We start from the raw sequence: 18,417 nt of genomic DNA on the forward strand, positions 1-18,417 counted from the left end.
ATGATCTCCCAAAAAGCGTTAGAAAAATTAGAATTTAATAAGGTTTTAGAAAATATCACATTTTATACCTTTACTGAATTAGGGAAAATAAAGGTATTGGAAATATTACCTTTTGAAAGAGAATTTGAAGCTGTAAACAGAGGTGAATTAATATCTGAAGCAAAAGAAGTACTTATTCGAAATGATATTCCACCATTCGAATACCTGCCGAATATTACGGAAGCCATTAAGAGAACAAAGATTGAAGGAGTTTTCCTTCAAACAAAAGATATTCTCGAGATATTGAAGCTTGCAAAACTCTCTAGATCACTCTTTACATTTTTTAAAGAGAAAGAATATGCGCCTCTGTTATCCAACGAAACAAAAATATTATTTGTTGATAAAGTGTTCGAACACTACTTTAATAATGTATTCACCGATAGCGGCGATATAAGAGATAATGCTTCGCCCAAATTGAATGAAATAAGAAAGGAAATTAATGAGAAGGGTGAACAATTAAGAAAACTTGTCAATAGGATTCTGAAGAAATATAGTGAATCATATCTCGTTCAAGAAGAATATATAACTTTGCGAGAGGGAAGAATTGTTATACCGGTTAAAGCCGAACACAAAAGACATGTTAAAGGATTTATTCATTCGGAATCAAACACGGGACAAACTGTTTACATTGAGCCCGAAGAAACATTAGAACTTAATAACGAAATACTCTCATTAAAATTTGCGGAACAAAGAGAGATTGAAAGAATATTAAGAAATCTTACAGTAAAAATTTCGGAATATGCTTCTAATCTCTTGGATAGTTTACAAATAATAACCAATCTTGATTTAGTTTTTGCAGCTGCAAGATATTCTATTGAAGTAATAGGTTCATTTCCAACAGTTCAATCTAATAAACCACTACACATAATTGATTCAAGACATCCACAGTTACTTAAGAAATTTGGAAGAGAAAACACTATACCTCTTAGTGTAAAAGTAGATAACGAAAATGTCTTGTTGATTACCGGACCAAACGCCGGTGGTAAGACTGTTGTCTTAAAAACCATTGGGTTATTATCTGCAATGGTTGCAAGCGGTTTACATATTCCATGTGATCCGGATTCAAATTTTTACTTCTTTAAAAAAATCTTGATTGATATGGGAGACGAACAATCAATTGACAATGATTTGAGTACTTTCAGCTCTCACTTATCTAATATTAAATCAATAATAAATGAGGCGGATGATAGATCATTAATTCTATTGGATGAAATCGGAACCGGCACTGATCCAATCGAAGGAGCTGCATTAGCAATTGCAATTCTTATTCAGCTTCAAAAGAATGACTCAAAAGTTTTTGCGACTACTCATCATGGTTCGGTAAAAATAGCGGCTAACGATTTAGCAGGTTTCCAAAATTCTTCTATGGAATTTGACGCAGAAAATTTACAGCCTACATATCGATTTACACAAGGATTGCCCGGGTCAAGTTATGCTTTTGAAATTGCTGAAAGACTGGGGTTCACTAAACAATTCATTGAATTAGCAAATAATTATTTGGATAGTGATAAAAATAAAATTGAACAATTTTTAACAGATCTAGAACAAAAATCGAAAAAGTACAAATCAAAACTTGATGAAATTGAAAGAGAGAATGCTCGGCTAAAAGGATTAACAAACTTATATCAAGAAAAAATATCTAAACTGGAAGAGCAAAAAAGAAAAATTATTTCTGAAGCGCAGCAAAAAGCGGAAATATATTTACATGATGTGAATAAAAAAATTGAAACCGCAATAAAAAATATTCGCGAATCCAATGCCTCAAAAGACGTAGTTAAAACCGAACGAAAACAAATTGAGGAAATTAAAAAAGTTCAGAACACATTTAAAAAACAAAAAGAAATTGAATCGATTGATAAAGCGGTTGAACTCGGAACTTATGCTAAAGTTAAGGGTACAGAAACATACGGAATAGTAACAGAAGTTAATAAGGGAAAAAATAAGGCCAGTCTGCAAGTTGGCAACTTAAAGTTACAGGTAAAATATTCTGAATTAATTTCCACAAAGAGAAAAGATTTTGAAGAAAAATCGTATATTAAGCCACAATATCAGACTTTTTTGGAAAGTGAAACTCTTGATATTCGTGGTGATAAACCGGAAGATGCAGAATTCAAAGTAATACGATTTTTGGATGAAGCTTATGCAGCAAATTCATCACAAGTTGAAATTCTTCATGGCAAAGGAACCGGAGCTTTGAAAAAAACTGTGCACGATATCTTGAAACAACATGAACATGTTAAGAATTTTTACTTTGCAAAAATTGAGTTTGGCGGCGAGGGAATAACAATAGTTGAGTTAGAATAAATGTTCAAAAAGATTCTTATTGCTAATAGAGGTGAAATTGCAGTAAGAATATCAAAAGCTTGCAGAGAAATGGGCATTACCTCAGCCGTAATATATTCTGATGCCGATTTAAACTCACTTCACGTAAGAGTTGCAGATGAGGCTTACCGAATTGGTCCCGCACCGGCTAGTGAATCTTATCTTAACATTCCAAATATTATAAAACTCGCAAAAGAAATTAATGCTGATGCAGTGCATCCGGGATATGGATTCCTGTCCGAAAATTCAAAATTTATTCAAGCAGTTAATGACGCAGGGATAAAATTTATTGGACCATCCGTTAAATCTGTTGAGTTAATGGGTGAAAAGACTGCTGCAAGAAAATTAATGTCACAGCACAATGTACCAATAGTTCCCGGGACACTTGAACCAATTTCCGACATCGATGAAGCTATTGATTATGCAAATGAAATTGGTTACCCAATTATGTTGAAAGCTTCTGCCGGCGGCGGTGGAAAAGGAATGAGGAAGGTAAATTCGGATAGCGAATTTAAATCCGCTTTTGAGCGAGCGCAAAATGAATCCATTAAAGCATTTGGATCTTCCGATGTTTACATGGAAAAGTTTATAGAAAACCCAAAGCATATTGAAGTACAAATAGTAGGAGATTCATTCGGAAACTACATTCATCTTTTTGAAAGAGAATGTTCCGTTCAAAGACGACATCAAAAAGTTGTTGAAGAAGCCCCATCGATTTCGGTTGATCAAGAAACGAGAAATAAAATTACGCAAGCCGGAATTAATGCTGCCAAGGCATGTAATTATTTTAACGCCGGGACTATAGAATTTCTAATGGATAAAGAAAAAAAATTCTATTTCTTGGAAATGAATACACGACTTCAAGTTGAACATCCGGTTACAGAATTAATAACCGGGTTTGACATAGTCAAAGAGCAAATAAGAATCGCTTACGGTGAAAAGCTATCGGTAACTCAAAAAGATATTATCTTACGTGGTCATGCAGTTGAATGCAGAATCTATGCGGAAGATGTTGATAATAACTTTGCACCTTCAACTGGCAAAATATTGCATCATAGACTTCCATCTGGTCCGGGTATTAGAGTCGATCGTGGAATTGATTTATTAACTGAAGTTCCCGTGTATTATGATCCAATGTTATCAAAAGTAACTGCTTATGGTAAAGATAGAACTGAAGCTATTGCAAGGATTAAAATAGCCCTTGGGGCATATCAAATTGCCGGAGTAATATCTAACATTTCCTTTCTTGATTGGATAATAGATCATCCGAAATTTGTGGACGGCTCCTTCGATATAAATTTTATCGACTCTGAATTTATGCCATTGGTCCCTCATAAATGGCGAGAAAAATATAATGAAGTTTACGAAGATGCTGCGGTTATTCTTGCGGCATTGCTAAAACATGATTCATCTAAATTAAATACCGGTAAAATAAAATCTAACCATACTAACCAATGGATTAATCAGATTCATGAATGAATTGATAGTTAGTGTAGGAAATAAAAAACGTACTATAGGTATTTTGCCAGACGACAAAATAATTTTAGACGGTAAAGAATTCAATGTAAACCTTTCTAAAGTGAGTGATTATTTATATCTCATAAAAATTAATGAGCGTGTTTATGAAGTAACAACAGTTAAGAAATCATCAAACGAGTTTTTTTTTACAATTGATGGACGTAATTATGAAGTCACGGCAAGAACAGCATTGCAAGAGAGAGCAAATGAAGTACTAAAACAAAAGGAATTACATGCAAAAATTGATTCAATAAAAGCACCGATGCCAGGATTAATATTGAAAATATCGAAAAATATAGGCGAACATATTAATATTGGTGAACCACTAATAGTTCTCGAAGCTATGAAAATGGAGAATGAAATCAGGTCCCCATCATCAGGAACTATAACGGAAATAAATTATAAGCAAGGTGATTCTGTTGAAAAGGATGCCGTAATTCTTAAAATTGAATAAAAACATAGTTGTAAATATAGATTTTATATACCTATATTCTTGGTCTAAAAATCAACTATCTCAGGAGGAGACGTGAAGAAAACACTACTTTCTATTTTTGTAACCTTGCTTGCATTAAATACTGGAATATTTGCAAGCGGTTTTCAAATTAATGAGCACGGTGCACGTGCAATGGCGATGGCCGGTGCTTTTACTGGTTTAGCTACAGATGCTTCTACAATATATTATAACCCAGCCGGGCTTACAAATTTAAGAGGTACTAACATTTTAGCAGGTGTTACGCTTATCGCCCCAAGCGCTAAGTTTCAAGGACCATTACCGTTAACCACAGAATAGGAAATGGAATCTCAATTATTTACTCCTTTTAACTTTTACATTACACATAGCTTTGAAAATAATCTCAGCATTGGCTTAGGTGTTAATAACCAATACGGTTTGGGTACCAAATGGGCAAGTGATTGGGCAGGTAGATACTTAGCAGTTGATACTGAAATCCGATCATTTTATTTTACTCCCGCAATTGCTTATAAAATTTCGGACGCTGTTTCCATTGGTATTGGTGGTGTTTTCGCTCTTGCGGATGTTAAAATTATCAGAAATATTCCTCTCCAAGATCCTGTGACAGGTGCTATGAAACCTGACGGGGAAGTTTCTATGGAAGGTGACGGAAACTCATTTGGATTTTCTGCTGGAATATTCGTTAAGCCAAGTGATATGGTTTCTCTCGGTTTAAGTTATAGAAGCCAAAATGCTTATGATTTTGAAGGCACAGCAACAACAACTCCGGCAACTTTAGATTTCAATCATCCATTGGCAGGTCCGCAATCAATCCCTTTACCTCATGGTGCGATTAAAGCTCCTTTAACAACTCCACAAAATGTTACTTTCGGTATTGGATTGACTCCTTCTAAAGACTTAACACTTTCTGCTGATTTTCAATGGATTGACTGGACAAGTTACGATAAATTAGAAGTAACTTTTGAAGAATATGATCTTGATCCACAAACACCAGGCGATCAAAATGTTCAATCTGCTGACCGTAATTATGAAACCTCATTTATTATAAGAGTAGGCGCTGAGTATATGTTGAGTGATGCGTTCGCACTTCGTGGTGGATTCTTATACGATAAAAACCCTGTGTTAGATGAATATGTTGAACCAACTCTACCTGATGCGAACAGAATTGGTATCAATGTCGGTTTTGGATATAAGATTTCCGAAAGTGTATCAGTTGATTTCGCATACCTATTGTTGTTATTCCAAGAAAGATCAATAACAACATCAAAATTTGGGTTCAATGGCACTTATAATTCTTCAGCACACTTGTTCGGAATTAATTTTGCATATGCAATAAATTAATTAAATTAGGGATGGTTATACCATCCCTTTTTTTAGAGCATATAATGAAAACTAAAATTGCATTTCTAATATCGCTATCATTTCTAATAGTCACAGCTTGTTCATCATCCGAAGAAACTACACAAAACGAACAAGAAAAAGAAGAACCGGAAATATATGTATTTGATGATGTGACAGAACCGGTTGATACGGTAGAACAAAAAGTTATTGAACAACCAAAAGTTGATCCGCCGACAACTACGATGTATTATGTTCAAGTCGGGGCTTTTACTACTAAAGATCGGGCTGAACAATTTGTTAAAGAAAAATCTTCAAAGACAACTTACCAATTAAATATTACCTACAGCGATGAGGTTCGTTTATTTGTAATACGGCTTCCTGGTTTTGCAACAAAAGCTGAGGCTGAAAAAGTTCGTAATGAATTCTGGCAGTCAGGTGTATTTAATGATGCCTTCATAGTTACTCAATAAAATGACACCTCTCATTTACAATATAATTATTGCTATTCTTAGCATAGTTTATGTTTTCGCGGTTGTTGGTATCATGGATTTTCTGGTAAAAAGGAAAAATTTCCCTCAGGATATTTCCAGAAAAATTGTACACATTGCAGCTGGTTCTTGGCTTTTAATATGGTTGTTATTTGATGATTCACATTGGAGCAGGTACTTAAATATTGCTCCGGCCTTCATATGGACGGTCTTACTGCTTCTTAAGGGCTTTACAGCGTCTTCTGATGATGAAGCCGTCAAAACAATGACTAGAACAGGTGATCGTCGGGAATTGTTGAAAGGACCGATTTATTTTACTTTAGTAATGTGTTTAATGGGGACAGTTTTTTATAAAACTCCTTTAGCTCTCACTGCGATGGGAATACTAGGGTGGGGAGATGGTTTAGCTCCGGTTTTTGGAAAGAGATTTGGGAAACATAAGTATTATATTCTATCTGAGAAATCGATTGAAGGTAGTCTGGCATTTTTAATTTTTGGTTTTTTCGGCGCACTAATATTTAATCTATTTTTTTATGAAAGTATAGATATTGGTTTTATATTAGGACTTGCAATTCTTGCTACTTTTATTGAAGCAGTTAGTCCAAAGGATTTTGATAACTTATTGATTCCATTAAGTATTATTCTTGCATATTTACTCTATTATTAATTATATTATTTAGAACTGTAATCATAATTAATAATTATTCAACTTAATAGGAGGGAAAATGGCTTTTTCATTAAATAAAATTATGTTGATTGGTAATCTTGGGCAGGATGCAGAAACTCGTTTTACTACAAACAATGTTTCTGTTACAAATTTTTCTGTAGCTACTACACATAGTTATAAGGGCAAGGATGGTAATTGGGTAAATGAAACAACCTGGCATAATTGCGTTTCATTTAATCTTTCCGATTATTTCAAAGACGCTCTTAAAAAAGGTAAGAAGTTCTATGTTGAAGGAAGATTAACAAAACGTGATTATACCGATAAAGAGGGAATTAAAAGATACTCAACTGATGTATTCGTAGAAAAGTTAATTCCGTTAGAATCATCCGGTGGTGCTGATTCGAATTATTCTCAAGAAAATTCTGACTCAGCATCAAATCCTGTTGCAGATGACGATGATCTTCCTTTTTAATTGATTTGTACAACATTATAGGCATATGATTTATTGGACGTTGGTTGGCATTACCGCTTAATAACACTCGCTGTTTTATTGATTATATCGGCGTTTTTCTCCGGTTCTGAAGTTTCCTTATTTTCGCTTGATCAGAAAAAAATTAAAGATCTACAGAAGGATAAGGGAATTACATCTCGGTATATAGTAAATTTATTGGAATTCCCAAGACGTTTATTAATTACAATATTATTGGGAAACAATTTTGTTAATGTCGCTGCATCAATGATTGGAGTTACTTTAGCTCTCGATGTCGCAGAATATTATCAGATTGATACCGAAATTGCATTATTAAGCCAAATCATTGTTCTTACTATTCTTGTACTCTTAATTGGCGAGATAACCCCAAAAGTTTGGGCTTCAAAAAATCCACTGAAATTCTCTCGAGTAATAAGTCTACCCTTATATTGGGTTGGTGTTCTAATATATCCGATCTCGAAAACATTAACCGAAATTCTAAAACTTTTTTCATCTAAATTTGAGATTGGAAAAACAAAAAGTGCAATCTCCACTTATGAATTAACAGATCTTGCTGAACTTTCTGTTGAAAACGGTACAATTGAAGAAGACGAGCAAGAACTCATTTCCGGTTTAGTTAGTTTTAAAACTGTTACCGTAAGAGAGGTTATGACTCCTCGAGTCGATATTACGTCGGTTTCTATAGATACATCATTTGATGAACTTTTGAAAATTATTGTTGAATCAGGTCATAGTAGAATTCCACTTTACGAAGATAATCTCGATAATATTCTTGGGATAATTTACGCTAAAGATTTGTTACCTTATGTAAATAAAAGCGAATCAGTAAAACAAAATATTACATTAAAAAATTTAGTTCGTGAAACTATTTTTATACCTGAGACAAAATACATCAGTGAACTGATGCATGAGTTTCAATCGAAAAACTTGCATCTTGGTATTGTTGTTGATGAATACGGCGGAACCTCTGGTTTAGTTTCGTTAGAAGATATCTTGGAAGAAATAGTTGGTGAAATAAGAGATGAATACGATAATGAAGAAGAAGAGATAATTGAGTTAAGTAAAAATAAATTTCTTGTATTAGGAAAAACATCTATTGTTTTGATTGAAGAATTATTCAACTATAATTTTTCTACAGATGATGAAGATTATGATACTGTTGGCGGATTTATTTTTAATCATGCCGGTACAATTCCCGAAGTTAATTTCCAATTTGATTATAATGACTTCAGGTTCACGGTAAAGGAAGTCGTCAACAACAGAATTAACAAAATTGAAATCGAAAGAATACAGAATAATGAGAATGAGCAATGAAAAAAGGTTGTTTTATAACAACCGTATTTTTCGGTACAATTTTAATCGGCATTCTCTTCTATATCGGCGATAAATACGGGGATAAAATTGTAGAATATTTTGAAGGAAGAGTTGTGGATTTAACAACAAGATCTTCCGCGGAAGTTTTTGATAAAATTACTGATGGAGAATATAAGGATTCATTGCTTGTTTTGTGGAAAGATGTTGAAGCTAAGGCTAAAGATATGGAATTTCAAGAAGGGATTGATTACGTTTCATCAATAGTATTAAAAATTGATAACTATGCTAAGGATTCATTATTAACTTCTGATGAATTCCGCACTATAAAAAAATTGATTGAGAATGAAGGACGATAAGAAAACAGAAATTAAAGTGGGCATAAGCCTACTTGTATCAATCATAATATTAATCTGGGTGATTGCATGGGCTAAAAATGTTGATATTTTTTCCGATCAAAAAGAATTGCTGGTAAGTTTCAATTCGGTTGCCGGACTTTCCCTTGGTGATCAAGTATCCGTTAATGGTGTTCGTAAAGGTTATGTTGATCAGATATCAAATCATGGAAATAATGTGCTTGTCAAATTGATTTTAGATAATGATGTTGAACTGAAAAAAGATGCTCAATTTTCCATTATGATGCTTGATTTGATGGGTGGAAAAAAAATAGAAGTTATGCCCGGTGATGAAGCTGAACCATTAGATTATAATGTAACACAAACTGGTCATTTTGCCGGTGATATATCCACCACTATGGCAAAATTGGGAATGATGGAAGAAAATATTCGAACAATCATTGAAGAACTCACAATCACGCTTCATTCAGTAAATAACATCATTGGTGATGATGAATTCGCCGATAATTTGAAAACATCTGTTGCATCTTTACGAGATTTGAGTTACAAAACTTCTTTGCTATTGGACGAGAATAGAAAGGGGATTAAGAGTTTACTTGATTCAACTAACGTACTTGTTTCGAACTCCAACAAATTCATCGAAAATAACAGTGTAAAGATTTCTGAAACAATCGATCAGACTTCAATCTTATTAAAAAATTCTAATGAATTAATAAGTAAAATAGATAAGTTTTTTGTTGAAATTAAAGAACAGAAAAACTTTGCCGGAAAAATTCTTTACGACGAAAAATTTTATTCTGATTTAAAAACCTCCGTTGAAAGTTTAAAAGAACTGACTTTGATTTTGATCGAGCAATTGAAGAATGAGGGAATTAACGTCGATGCGAACATCAGTATCTTCTAGAACGTCAATTCTTATTTTTTTTGTTGTCACCTCTTTAATATTTGCTTCAGGCGATTTAGTCTATTCCAAAAATGGAATGGTTGTATCTGCTAGTGAATTAGCAAGTGAAGTCGGGGTTGAAATTCTTAAAAAAGGCGGTAACGCTGTTGACGCTGCCGTTGCAACAGGCTTTGCATTAGCTGTTACATATCCATCTGCAGGTAACATTGGCGGTGGCGGATTCATGGTTTTGCACATCAACGGTAAGAATACTTCAATTGATTTTCGAGAAACCGCGCCCGGGCAGTCATCTCAATATATGTTTTGGGATTCTACTGGTAAACATGATCCCAATAAGAGTCTTAAAAGCTGGAAATCGATCGGAATTCCCGGAACAGTAGCTGGATTTATTTACGTTTTAGAAAAATACGGTACAATGACACTCGAAGAAGTTTTAGAGCCTGCAATTAAATTAGCAGAAGAGGGTTTTGAACTTGATTATTGGTTAGCAAATTTTATTAATTCATACAATAAAGAATTCGTTTTAATCCCTTCGTCTCGTAAAATATTTACGAATAATGGTGAAAATCTTACGGTTGGACACTCGTTCGTTCAAAAAGATTTAGCCAAAACACTCAAGCTTATTCAAAAAAAAGGAGTGGATGGTTTTTATACAGGTGAGATTGCAGATCTTTTGGTTGATCAGTCAACACAAAATGGAGGATTAATAACTCATCAAGATTTACAAAATTATAAAGTTATAGAACGAATTCCGTTGATTGGTGACTATAAAAAATATACTATATTAGGCATGCCACTGCCATCAGCGGGTGGAATTGGAATTTTACAATCACTAAAAGTATTTGAAAAGTTTTCATTCATAGATGAAGAATGGGGATCATCAAAATATGTGCATACCTTAAGTGAAATATTCAAATATGTTTATTCGGATAGAGCAAAGTTTTTAGGTGATAGTGATTTTGTAGATGTAATTATTGATTCTCTAATTTCCTCGAAACGAGTTAATGAAGTATTTTCAAGCATTAATGAAATGGCAATTCCCTCAGAACAAATTACAAATCCGAATATGCCGGTATATGAAAGTCCCGAGACTACCCACTATTCCGTTGTTGATAAATTTGGAAATGCAGTCAGCATTACATATACCATAAATTCTTCATTTGGCAATAAAATTGTTTTAGAAGGAGCAGGCTTTTTATTAAATAACGAGATGGACGATTTTTCATCGCAAGTTGGGATTCCAAATCAATTTGGATTAGTAGGAAGTAAAGCCAATGCTATCGAACCTGGTAAAAGAATGTTGAGCTCTATGACTCCGACAATTGTTTTAAAAGATAATAATCCAATTTTGGTTCTGGGTTCGCCTGGTGGATCAACTATCATTACTTCAGTTTTGCAAGTTATCATAAATGTATTAGATTTTGGAATGGATATTAGAGAAGCTATCAATGCTCCAAGATTTCATCATCAATGGCTGCCTGATCGATTGGATTATGAAAGATTTGGATTAGCCACAGATTTAATTGATAATCTCAATAATCGTGGTCATATGCTTAATGAGGTAAAATCGTTGGGTAGAGTTGAGGGAATATTTATTGATCAATCTGATGGAATTATTTGGGGTTCATCAGATAAACGAGGTTTCGGTAAAGCGGTAGGATATTAATATGATTTTTGGAATTGGTGTTGATATAATCGAGATTGATCGAATAAAAAAAAGTATTGAAAAATTCGGTGATAAATTCTTAAATAAAATTTATACTGAAAAAGAGCTTCAATACTGTGAATCAAAAAAAAATAAGTACCAACATTATGCTGCAAGGTTTGCTGCTAAAGAAGCAATTTACAAAGCGATGTCAACCGGTTGGAAAAAGGGTACGAGTTGGAAAAATATTGAGATATACAACGAACCGAATGGAATGCCCAATGTTCATCTTTTTGGTCAATTAAACGATTTCATAAATCCAGATAAAGAATTAAAAATCACCATGAGTCATTCCGATAACTACGTGACGGTCTTTGCAATCCTTTACACTAAAAACTCTCACTGATTTGATTTACAAGCTTAGAGTGCTTCAAAAATACTAAAAATACAATTTATGCACTCTTAAGTTATTGTTTAGTAAGTAGTTATGTAAATTATTATATTTATGATTTGGTTTTAAGATAATATATCGATTTATAGAAAGGTAGTACTTTGAACGATAATAGAGTAATCGTTGCAATGAGTGGTGGTGTAGACTCCTCTGTAGCTGCTGCATTGCTTCATGAACAAGGGTATGATGTAATTGGTGTAACAATGAAGACTTGGGGCTTCATGGAGGTCGGAGGAGCTCCAAAACACGAATCAGGATGCTGCTCACTTGACGCAATCTTCGATGCGAAAAATGTTGCAAATAAATTTAATATTCCTCATTACACAGTAGATTTTACAAAAGCATTTGAAAACGCAGTGATCGATAATTTTGTTGATGAGTATTTGAGCGGCAGAACACCAAATCCATGTGTAATATGTAATCGCAAAATTAAATGGGAAGAACTTCTTCTTAAAGCAGATGCCTTAGACGCAAAATTTGTTGCAACCGGACATTATGCCATAGTGGAATATGATCATGAAAATAATCGTTATAGACTAAGAAATTCTGCTGATAATAGAAAAGATCAATCATATGCACTTTGGGGATTAACTCAAGAAAGTTTAAGCAGAACTTTGTTTCCGCTTGGAAATTATAATAAAACTCAAGTTCGTGGATTAGCTGAAAAGTTTGGTTTGAAAACTGCCGGAAAACCTGATAGTCAAGAAATATGTTTTGTAGCAGATAACAACTACGAAAGATTTTTAAAAGAAAGAATTCCGGATGTCATTGAAAATATAGAACAAGGTGAGATGATCTATCATGGTGAGAAAGTAGGAACTCATAGAGGAATTCCTTTTTATACTGTTGGACAAAGAAAAGGTCTCGGCGTCGCAATGGGGAAGCCGGTCTATGTAAAAAAAATTGATCATCGAAGTAATACAATAGAAATAGGTGATAAAGAAGAAATAAATCAATCGACACTTTATGCCGAAGAAGTAAACTATGTTAGTACTTTGAATTTAGAATTAGGCCAAATAGTTTTTGCAAAGATTAGATATAACGACAAAGGTTCAACTGCAAAAGTTATTTCATTTTCAGATACAGAGTTTGTGATTGAATTTGATGAACCAAAATCAGCTATTACTCCTGGTCAATCTGCTGTAATATATGATTCGAATGGCTTTGTTTTAGCTGGAGGAATAATCAGCAAAGGTGAATAGGTTTTTATTGACTAATAATTCTGTTATATTCTGCAGCGAAATTTATCTTACTGGAGGTAAGCATTCGAACTTCACAAGCAAACAAACGGCGCGTTAAATTCTAAAGTCCTTCTGTTAAATCAGAGTTACGAACCTTTATCTATTTGTAATGTTAAAAAAGCGATGATTCTTCTCTTTCTCGGAAAAGCTGAATTAATTGCAAACCGAGACGATAGAGAGGTTCGTTCAGTTACAAAATCTTTTCCATGGCCTAGCGTAATAAGACTCAACAGTTATATCGCAATCCCATTTCAAAAAATTATTCTAACAAGAAAGAATATATTGAAACGAGACGGACATAGATGTGCGTATTGTGGAAGAGGTGATGTACCTTTAACTTTGGATCACGTTATTCCAAAATCGAGAAGCGGAGAAGATTCATGGGAAAATCTTGTTGCTGCTTGTCTTCCATGCAACAATAAGAAAGGGGATAGAACTCCGGAAGAAGCGTTCATGCAAATGCGTATAAAACCATATACTCCAAATCATATCATGTTTATAAAAAATTCTGCTGGAAGACTTGAAGAAAAATGGAAACCTTTCTTGTTTCATTAACTAAAAATTGACTTCAAATCTCAAATAATTTCATTATCTTTATCAGTTAAACTAATCCTTTTCCACAAAAAAGACTCTTTTATGGCTAAAAAACGAATATTAAGCGGAATGAGACCAACGGGCAAACTTCACCTTGGTCACTACGTTGGTGCACTTGAAAATTGGATACAATTGCAAGATAATTATGACAGCTTTCATTTAATTGCTGATTATCATGTATTAACAACTTCACTCGACACGTCTCAAATTTATTCAAATACTATTGAAATGGTAATTGATTGGTTAGCTGCAGGGCTCGATCCGGTTAAAAGTCCTTTTTTCCGTCAATCGCAAATTAAAGAACACACTGAATTATTTTTAATTTTTTCAATGCTTGTGACACAAGCTAGATTAGAAAGAAATCCAACAGTAAAAGAACAAGTGAGAGATCTGAATATTCAGAACGTAATTTATGGACATCTAGGTTATCCGGTTTTACAATCTGCCGATATTCTTCTCTATAAAGGTGATGCCGTCCCGGTTGGGGAAGATCAAGTACCTCATGTTGAAATTACCAGAGAAGTTGCTCGTAAGTTTAATAATCAATACGGCATTGTTTTCCCCGAACCAGAACCGTTGTTGACAAAATTTTCCCGTTTGGTTGGTTTGGATGGAAACGCTAAGATGAGCAAATCACTAAATAATACAATTCTTCTTTCGGATGAACCGGAAGAAGTAAAAAATAAATTGAGAAAAGCAGTTACCGATCCTCAAAAAGTTAGAAAAAATGATCCCGGCAGACCCGAAGTTTGTGTTGTCTTTAGCTATCATCAAAAATTTAATCATGAAAATGAAGAGGAAATTGCGGCTGGTTGCAGATCGGGTGAACTTGGTTGTGTGGATTGTAAAATGAAATGTTCTGAAAAGATCAATGATTTTTTAGCTCCTATGATTTCTAAAAGAAAAGAGCTAGAGAAAGATATTAAGCAAGTTGAAGCTATTTTGTTTGACGGTGAAAGCAAAGGTAAAAGCATTGCACAAAAAACAATGGAAGAAGTTCGTTCTAAAATGCAGTTAGGATAATATGTACAAGATAAAACTTAACGATTTTGAGGGACCACTCGATTTACTTCTTTTTTTTATTAGACGAGATGAACTAGATATTTACGATATTCCAATCGCTTACATCACTAAAGAATTTATGATCTATCTTAGATTAATGGAAAAACTCGATCTGGAAATTGCCGGTGATTTTATTCTAATGGCTTCAACATTGATGCAAATTAAAGTGAGAATGCTTCTTCCCAAAGAAATTGATGAAGAGGGTGAAGAAATTGATCCGCGTGCAGATTTGGTTAAGGCTTTACTTGAATACAAAAGGTATAAGGAAGCCTCCGAAGAATTTTCCTTTTTAGAAGCAAATCAAAGAAAGATCTATTTTAGAAATTATTTCAAATACGATGTTGTTGAAGCACCAGCGGAAATTGATACATTATTAAAGAACATAACTATATATGATCTAATAAAAGCTTTCAAAAAAGCGCTTGAAGAAAAACCAAAAGAAGTTGTTCACGAAGTAAAAAAATGGAATGTGACAATCGACCAACAGATTCAATACATCGAAAATAAGCTAACTTCAAAAAGGAATTTTCTATTCTTTGAATTAATGCATGAATTGAACACCAAGATAAAAATCATAGTTACGTTTATTGCGATGCTGGAAATGATAAAAATGGGAAGATTAGGTTTGAGGGAATCCCATTCATTTAATGATTTTGAATTATACGCATTGGAGAATGATGGACAAGATATATAATTCTGTTATAGAAGCCTTAATTTTTGCTTCGGACGAAGTTATTACTTCAAACGAAATAATTACTGCTATTAGGGAAATTGATGGGGATGATTCAACATTATCGCAATCTGAAATTGAATCTACGATCGATATTCTAAATCAAAAATATACCGAAGCGGAATTATCGTTTCACATAATTAAAATTGCCGGAGGTTATTCATTTGCCACCAAACCGGAGAATGCAAAGTATTTAGGTTTTTTATCTACTGAAAAAAGTAAACGGCGTTTAAGTCAAGCTGCATTAGAGACCTTGGCCATAATTGCTTATAAACAGCCGATTACTAAACCTGAGATTGAATCTATTCGTGGTGTTAACTCGGATTATATGATCAATACATTATTGGAAAAAAATCTTATTACCATTAAAGGAAGAGCCGAAACTATCGGGCGACCGCTACTATATAATACGACAGAAGAATTTCTTAAATACTTTGGCTTAAACAAGATAACAGACTTACCTAAACCTCGCGAAATTGAAGAAATCATGCAAGATGAAGATTTCCTTGAACAAAAACGAAAGATAATGATGAACGAAATTGAGGAAGAACTGGAAAATGACACAAAACTCGACGCTGAAGAAGAAAGTTCGATTGAATAAATATCTGTCTGAATGTGGTGTAGCTTCCAGAAGAAAATCAGAAGAATTAATAAAAGAAAGTAGAATTTCTATCAATGGAAGAGTTATAACTGATTTTGCCTATGAGGTTTCTGCTGATAATGATGATGTAAAACTTGATGGTGAAAAAATTCGGCCTGAGAAAAAGGTTTATTATCTTCTAAACAAACCCAAAGGATTTATTACATCTACTGCTGATGAAAAAGGACGCAGAACAGTTCTTCATTTAATTAATACAGACAAAACAATTTTTCCGGTTGGAAGATTGGATTATGATACTACAGGTGTTTTATTACTTACAAATGACGGAGATTTTGCCAACAGCATAACACATCCAAGCCGGAAAATAATTCGTGAATATGTGGCTGGATTGGATAAGGAACTGACTAAAGAACATCGTGAGAGATTAATAAAAGGAATTGTCCTCGATAGACGAAAGAGTTTTTTCAAAAAAATTTATTTCCCAAAAAAAAAGAACTACAAATTAGTTGCTATTGAGGTTGAGGAGGGAAGAAATCACTTTGTAAAGAGAATGTTTAATGCTCTCGGATATGAAGTGCGTTCATTAGAAAGAATTCGTTTCGGTGATTTCACGGTAGGGAAACTACAAATTGGTAAATCCAGAAAACTCTCCTATACGGAAATTCAAAATTATTTAAGATCATGATAAGATACTTCTTCATAATATTATTTATAACAACTTTATTATTCTCACAAAATATAATTCCGAATGAGAATGATTCAAATAATGTTATCAAGCAAAGTAAGATTTCGGAGTTAAGAAGTGAATTAGATGATATATTCTCTGACCCAAATTTTGTAAATGCATTTTGGGGCGCATCTATCTACTCACTAAAAACCGGCGAAACTATCTATAAATTAAATACTGATAAATCTTTTAAGCCGGGCAGTGTTTTAAAACTTTTTACAACTTCAACTGCACTGTTATTGCTCGGACCCGATTATAAATTTAAAACAACTTTTTTCACTGATGGTAAAATCATTAATGGTGTATTAGAAGGAAATCTTATTATTGTTGGATTTGGTGATCCGACAATAACTTCCGGAGATGGGAAAGAAAATGACGATTTCAAATCTTGGATAGATTCACTTAATCATCAAGGTATTTATTCTATCAAAGGTGACCTGATTCTTTATGACGATAATTTTGAAACCAGCATGTATGGTAAATCGTTAGTAGCAAGATATGATTACAATTGTTCTTCACCATATAGTGGGTCATTTGTCCTAAATGAAAATAATTATGAGATAATACTTGAACCTACTGAACCTGGCAGTTTATCAAAAGTTTTCTTTACCTTATTTGGGAAAAAATATTCAATCATAAACAACGTTTTTACAAATAGTAAGATTAAAGAAAATCAGATTGAATATAAGGTTGAAGACAACAATAAAATTATTATTGACGGACAAATTTCATTAAATAGTGATCCCCACTTTATAAAAATTCCAATAAATAATCCGAGCCAATTTTTTGCTAATGCATTTTACGAAGTTTTGGTAGAAGAAGGCTTGGTTGTTAAAGGTTCCGCAAAAACAAATTCGAAATTAGGTAAGCAATTTGATTTTAACGAATTGACATATTTATTTGAAGATCATTCAGCACGTTTAACGGAAATTGTAGCTGAGATCAATAAGAATAGCAATAATGTCTATGCCGAGCAATTATTAAAAGCCATCGGTTATGAATTATTTGGATATGGTTCGACAAAAAATGGACTGATCGCTATAGAAAAGATAATTCAACAGATGGGTATCAACCCTACTAACATACAGATTGTTGATGGTTCGGGTGTTTCTCCGATTAATTTGATAACACCAAACCAGGTAACAAAATTGTTAAGCTACATGTATAAAAGTGATTCCTTCGAGGAATTTTACAAATCGCTGTCAATTGCCGGATTTGATGGGACACTTATTGAGCGAATGGGTAAATCTAAAGCGGAAAATAATTTCAGAGGTAAATCAGGTTATTTAGAGAATGTAAGAAGTTTAGCAGGCTATATTAAAACAACTGATAATGAACCAATCGCGTTAGTGCTGATTGCAAATAACTTTTTAGTACCAGCACAACTTGCAAGTTACGTGCAGGATAAAATCTGTAATCTATTAGCAAATTTTACAAGAAACTAATTCCAGGAGGAAT

At 33.5% G+C, this 18,417-nt stretch carries 18 protein-coding genes and 1 pseudogene; all 19 read left to right on the forward strand.

What is annotated here, in order from left to right; all coding sequences use genetic code 11:
- The 19 genes and pseudogenes from QY331_08380 (at nt 1) to dacB (ending at nt 18,404) form a co-directional block, all read left to right on the forward strand.
- Entirely contained in the window at nt 1-2,343 is a 2,343-nt protein-coding gene (locus QY331_08380) for an endonuclease MutS2 (GenBank protein ID WKZ71260.1), read from the forward strand.
- Nucleotides 2,344-3,840, forward strand: a complete 1,497-nt coding sequence (locus QY331_08385) for an acetyl-CoA carboxylase biotin carboxylase subunit (protein ID WKZ71261.1) — start codon at nt 2,344-2,346, stop codon at nt 3,838-3,840.
- The gene (locus QY331_08390) at nt 3,833-4,333 is read left to right on the forward strand and encodes a biotin/lipoyl-containing protein (GenBank protein WKZ71262.1); all 501 of its coding nucleotides are present in this window, start codon (nt 3,833-3,835) and stop codon (nt 4,331-4,333) included. Before QY331_08385 ends, QY331_08390 begins: the two co-directional genes overlap by 8 nt.
- Nucleotides 4,334-4,405: 72 nt before the next feature.
- A pseudogene (locus QY331_08395) lies at nt 4,406-5,692 on the forward strand (outer membrane protein transport protein).
- 44 nt (nt 5,693-5,736) lie between these two features.
- Entirely contained in the window at nt 5,737-6,162 is a 426-nt protein-coding gene (locus QY331_08400; GenBank protein WKZ71263.1) for an SPOR domain-containing protein, read from the forward strand.
- Between the two features lies 1 nt (nt 6,163).
- Nucleotides 6,164-6,847 (forward strand): hypothetical protein, encoded by a 684-nt coding sequence (locus QY331_08405; protein WKZ71264.1) that lies wholly within the window; start codon nt 6,164-6,166, stop codon nt 6,845-6,847.
- Nucleotides 6,848-6,905: 58 nt separating this feature from the next.
- Nucleotides 6,906-7,319 carry a single-stranded DNA-binding protein gene (ssb, locus tag QY331_08410; GenBank protein ID WKZ71265.1) on the forward strand — a complete coding sequence of 138 codons (414 nt, stop codon included), beginning with the start codon at nt 6,906-6,908 and terminating at the stop codon, nt 7,317-7,319.
- Nucleotides 7,320-7,352: 33 nt separating this feature from the next.
- Nucleotides 7,353-8,651: a hemolysin family protein gene (locus QY331_08415; GenBank protein ID WKZ71266.1), complete on the forward strand. Its 1,299-nt coding sequence runs from the start codon at nt 7,353-7,355 to the stop codon at nt 8,649-8,651.
- Nucleotides 8,648-9,007 carry a hypothetical protein gene (locus QY331_08420; protein WKZ71267.1) on the forward strand — a complete coding sequence of 120 codons (360 nt, stop codon included), beginning with the start codon at nt 8,648-8,650 and terminating at the stop codon, nt 9,005-9,007. Before QY331_08415 ends, QY331_08420 begins: the two co-directional genes overlap by 4 nt.
- The gene (locus QY331_08425) at nt 8,994-9,908 is read left to right on the forward strand and encodes an MlaD family protein (GenBank protein ID WKZ71268.1); all 915 of its coding nucleotides are present in this window, start codon (nt 8,994-8,996) and stop codon (nt 9,906-9,908) included. The genes QY331_08420 and QY331_08425 overlap by 14 nt, the downstream gene beginning before the upstream one ends.
- Nucleotides 9,886-11,574 carry a gamma-glutamyltransferase gene (gene ggt / locus QY331_08430; GenBank protein ID WKZ71269.1) on the forward strand — a complete coding sequence of 563 codons (1,689 nt, stop codon included), beginning with the start codon at nt 9,886-9,888 and terminating at the stop codon, nt 11,572-11,574. Before QY331_08425 ends, ggt begins: the two co-directional genes overlap by 23 nt.
- A 1-nt stretch (nt 11,575) precedes the next feature.
- Nucleotides 11,576-11,959, forward strand: coding sequence for a holo-ACP synthase (gene acpS / locus QY331_08435; GenBank protein ID WKZ71270.1), 384 nt, complete (start codon nt 11,576-11,578; stop codon nt 11,957-11,959).
- 146 nt (nt 11,960-12,105) lie between these two features.
- Nucleotides 12,106-13,206: a tRNA 2-thiouridine(34) synthase MnmA gene (gene mnmA, locus QY331_08440; protein WKZ71271.1), complete on the forward strand. Its 1,101-nt coding sequence runs from the start codon at nt 12,106-12,108 to the stop codon at nt 13,204-13,206.
- A 162-nt stretch (nt 13,207-13,368) separates the two neighbouring features.
- Entirely contained in the window at nt 13,369-13,800 is a 432-nt protein-coding gene (locus tag QY331_08445; GenBank protein WKZ71272.1) for an HNH endonuclease, read from the forward strand.
- Nucleotides 13,801-13,881: 81 nt separating this feature from the next.
- The gene (gene trpS / locus QY331_08450; protein WKZ71273.1) at nt 13,882-14,862 is read left to right on the forward strand and encodes a tryptophan--tRNA ligase; all 981 of its coding nucleotides are present in this window, start codon (nt 13,882-13,884) and stop codon (nt 14,860-14,862) included.
- A 1-nt stretch (nt 14,863) separates the two neighbouring features.
- A complete protein-coding gene (locus QY331_08455; GenBank protein WKZ71274.1) occupies nt 14,864-15,595 on the forward strand; it encodes a segregation/condensation protein A in 732 nt (243 codons plus the stop codon).
- The gene (scpB, locus tag QY331_08460) at nt 15,576-16,232 is read left to right on the forward strand and encodes an SMC-Scp complex subunit ScpB (GenBank protein WKZ71275.1); all 657 of its coding nucleotides are present in this window, start codon (nt 15,576-15,578) and stop codon (nt 16,230-16,232) included. Before QY331_08455 ends, scpB begins: the two co-directional genes overlap by 20 nt.
- Nucleotides 16,189-16,917: a pseudouridine synthase gene (locus QY331_08465; GenBank protein ID WKZ71276.1), complete on the forward strand. Its 729-nt coding sequence runs from the start codon at nt 16,189-16,191 to the stop codon at nt 16,915-16,917. The genes scpB and QY331_08465 overlap by 44 nt, the downstream gene beginning before the upstream one ends.
- Nucleotides 16,914-18,404, forward strand: a complete 1,491-nt coding sequence (dacB, locus tag QY331_08470; protein WKZ71277.1) for a D-alanyl-D-alanine carboxypeptidase/D-alanyl-D-alanine-endopeptidase — start codon at nt 16,914-16,916, stop codon at nt 18,402-18,404. Before QY331_08465 ends, dacB begins: the two co-directional genes overlap by 4 nt.
- The last annotated feature ends 13 nt before the right edge of the window (nt 18,405-18,417 follow it).

Source organism: Melioribacteraceae bacterium, from assembly GCA_030584085.1.
GTDB lineage: Bacteria > Bacteroidota > Ignavibacteria > Ignavibacteriales > Melioribacteraceae > SURF-28.

Excerpts from the sequence above, each read along its gene's own strand:
- trpS (WKZ71273.1), top strand. The coding sequence starts at position 13,882 with ATGGCTAAAAAACGAATATTAAGCGGAATGAGACCAACGGGCAAACTT.
- QY331_08425 (WKZ71268.1), top strand. The coding sequence starts at position 8,994 with ATGAAGGACGATAAGAAAACAGAAATTAAAGTGGGCATAAGCCTACTT.
- acpS (WKZ71270.1), top strand. The coding sequence starts at position 11,576 with ATGATTTTTGGAATTGGTGTTGATATAATCGAGATTGATCGAATAAAA.
- QY331_08385 (WKZ71261.1), top strand. The coding sequence starts at position 2,344 with ATGTTCAAAAAGATTCTTATTGCTAATAGAGGTGAAATTGCAGTAAGA.
- QY331_08465 (WKZ71276.1), top strand. The coding sequence starts at position 16,189 with ATGACACAAAACTCGACGCTGAAGAAGAAAGTTCGATTGAATAAATAT.
- ssb (WKZ71265.1), top strand. The coding sequence starts at position 6,906 with ATGGCTTTTTCATTAAATAAAATTATGTTGATTGGTAATCTTGGGCAG.
- QY331_08420 (WKZ71267.1), top strand. The coding sequence starts at position 8,648 with ATGAAAAAAGGTTGTTTTATAACAACCGTATTTTTCGGTACAATTTTA.
- QY331_08455 (WKZ71274.1), top strand. The coding sequence starts at position 14,864 with ATGTACAAGATAAAACTTAACGATTTTGAGGGACCACTCGATTTACTT.
- QY331_08405 (WKZ71264.1), top strand. The coding sequence starts at position 6,164 with ATGACACCTCTCATTTACAATATAATTATTGCTATTCTTAGCATAGTT.
- scpB (WKZ71275.1), top strand. The coding sequence starts at position 15,576 with ATGATGGACAAGATATATAATTCTGTTATAGAAGCCTTAATTTTTGCT.
- dacB (WKZ71277.1), top strand. The coding sequence starts at position 16,914 with ATGATAAGATACTTCTTCATAATATTATTTATAACAACTTTATTATTC.
- QY331_08390 (WKZ71262.1), top strand. The coding sequence starts at position 3,833 with ATGAATGAATTGATAGTTAGTGTAGGAAATAAAAAACGTACTATAGGT.
- QY331_08400 (WKZ71263.1), top strand. The coding sequence starts at position 5,737 with ATGAAAACTAAAATTGCATTTCTAATATCGCTATCATTTCTAATAGTC.
- QY331_08380 (WKZ71260.1), top strand. The coding sequence starts at position 1 with ATGATCTCCCAAAAAGCGTTAGAAAAATTAGAATTTAATAAGGTTTTA.
- QY331_08445 (WKZ71272.1), top strand. The coding sequence starts at position 13,369 with ATGATTCTTCTCTTTCTCGGAAAAGCTGAATTAATTGCAAACCGAGAC.
- ggt (WKZ71269.1), top strand. The coding sequence starts at position 9,886 with ATGCGAACATCAGTATCTTCTAGAACGTCAATTCTTATTTTTTTTGTT.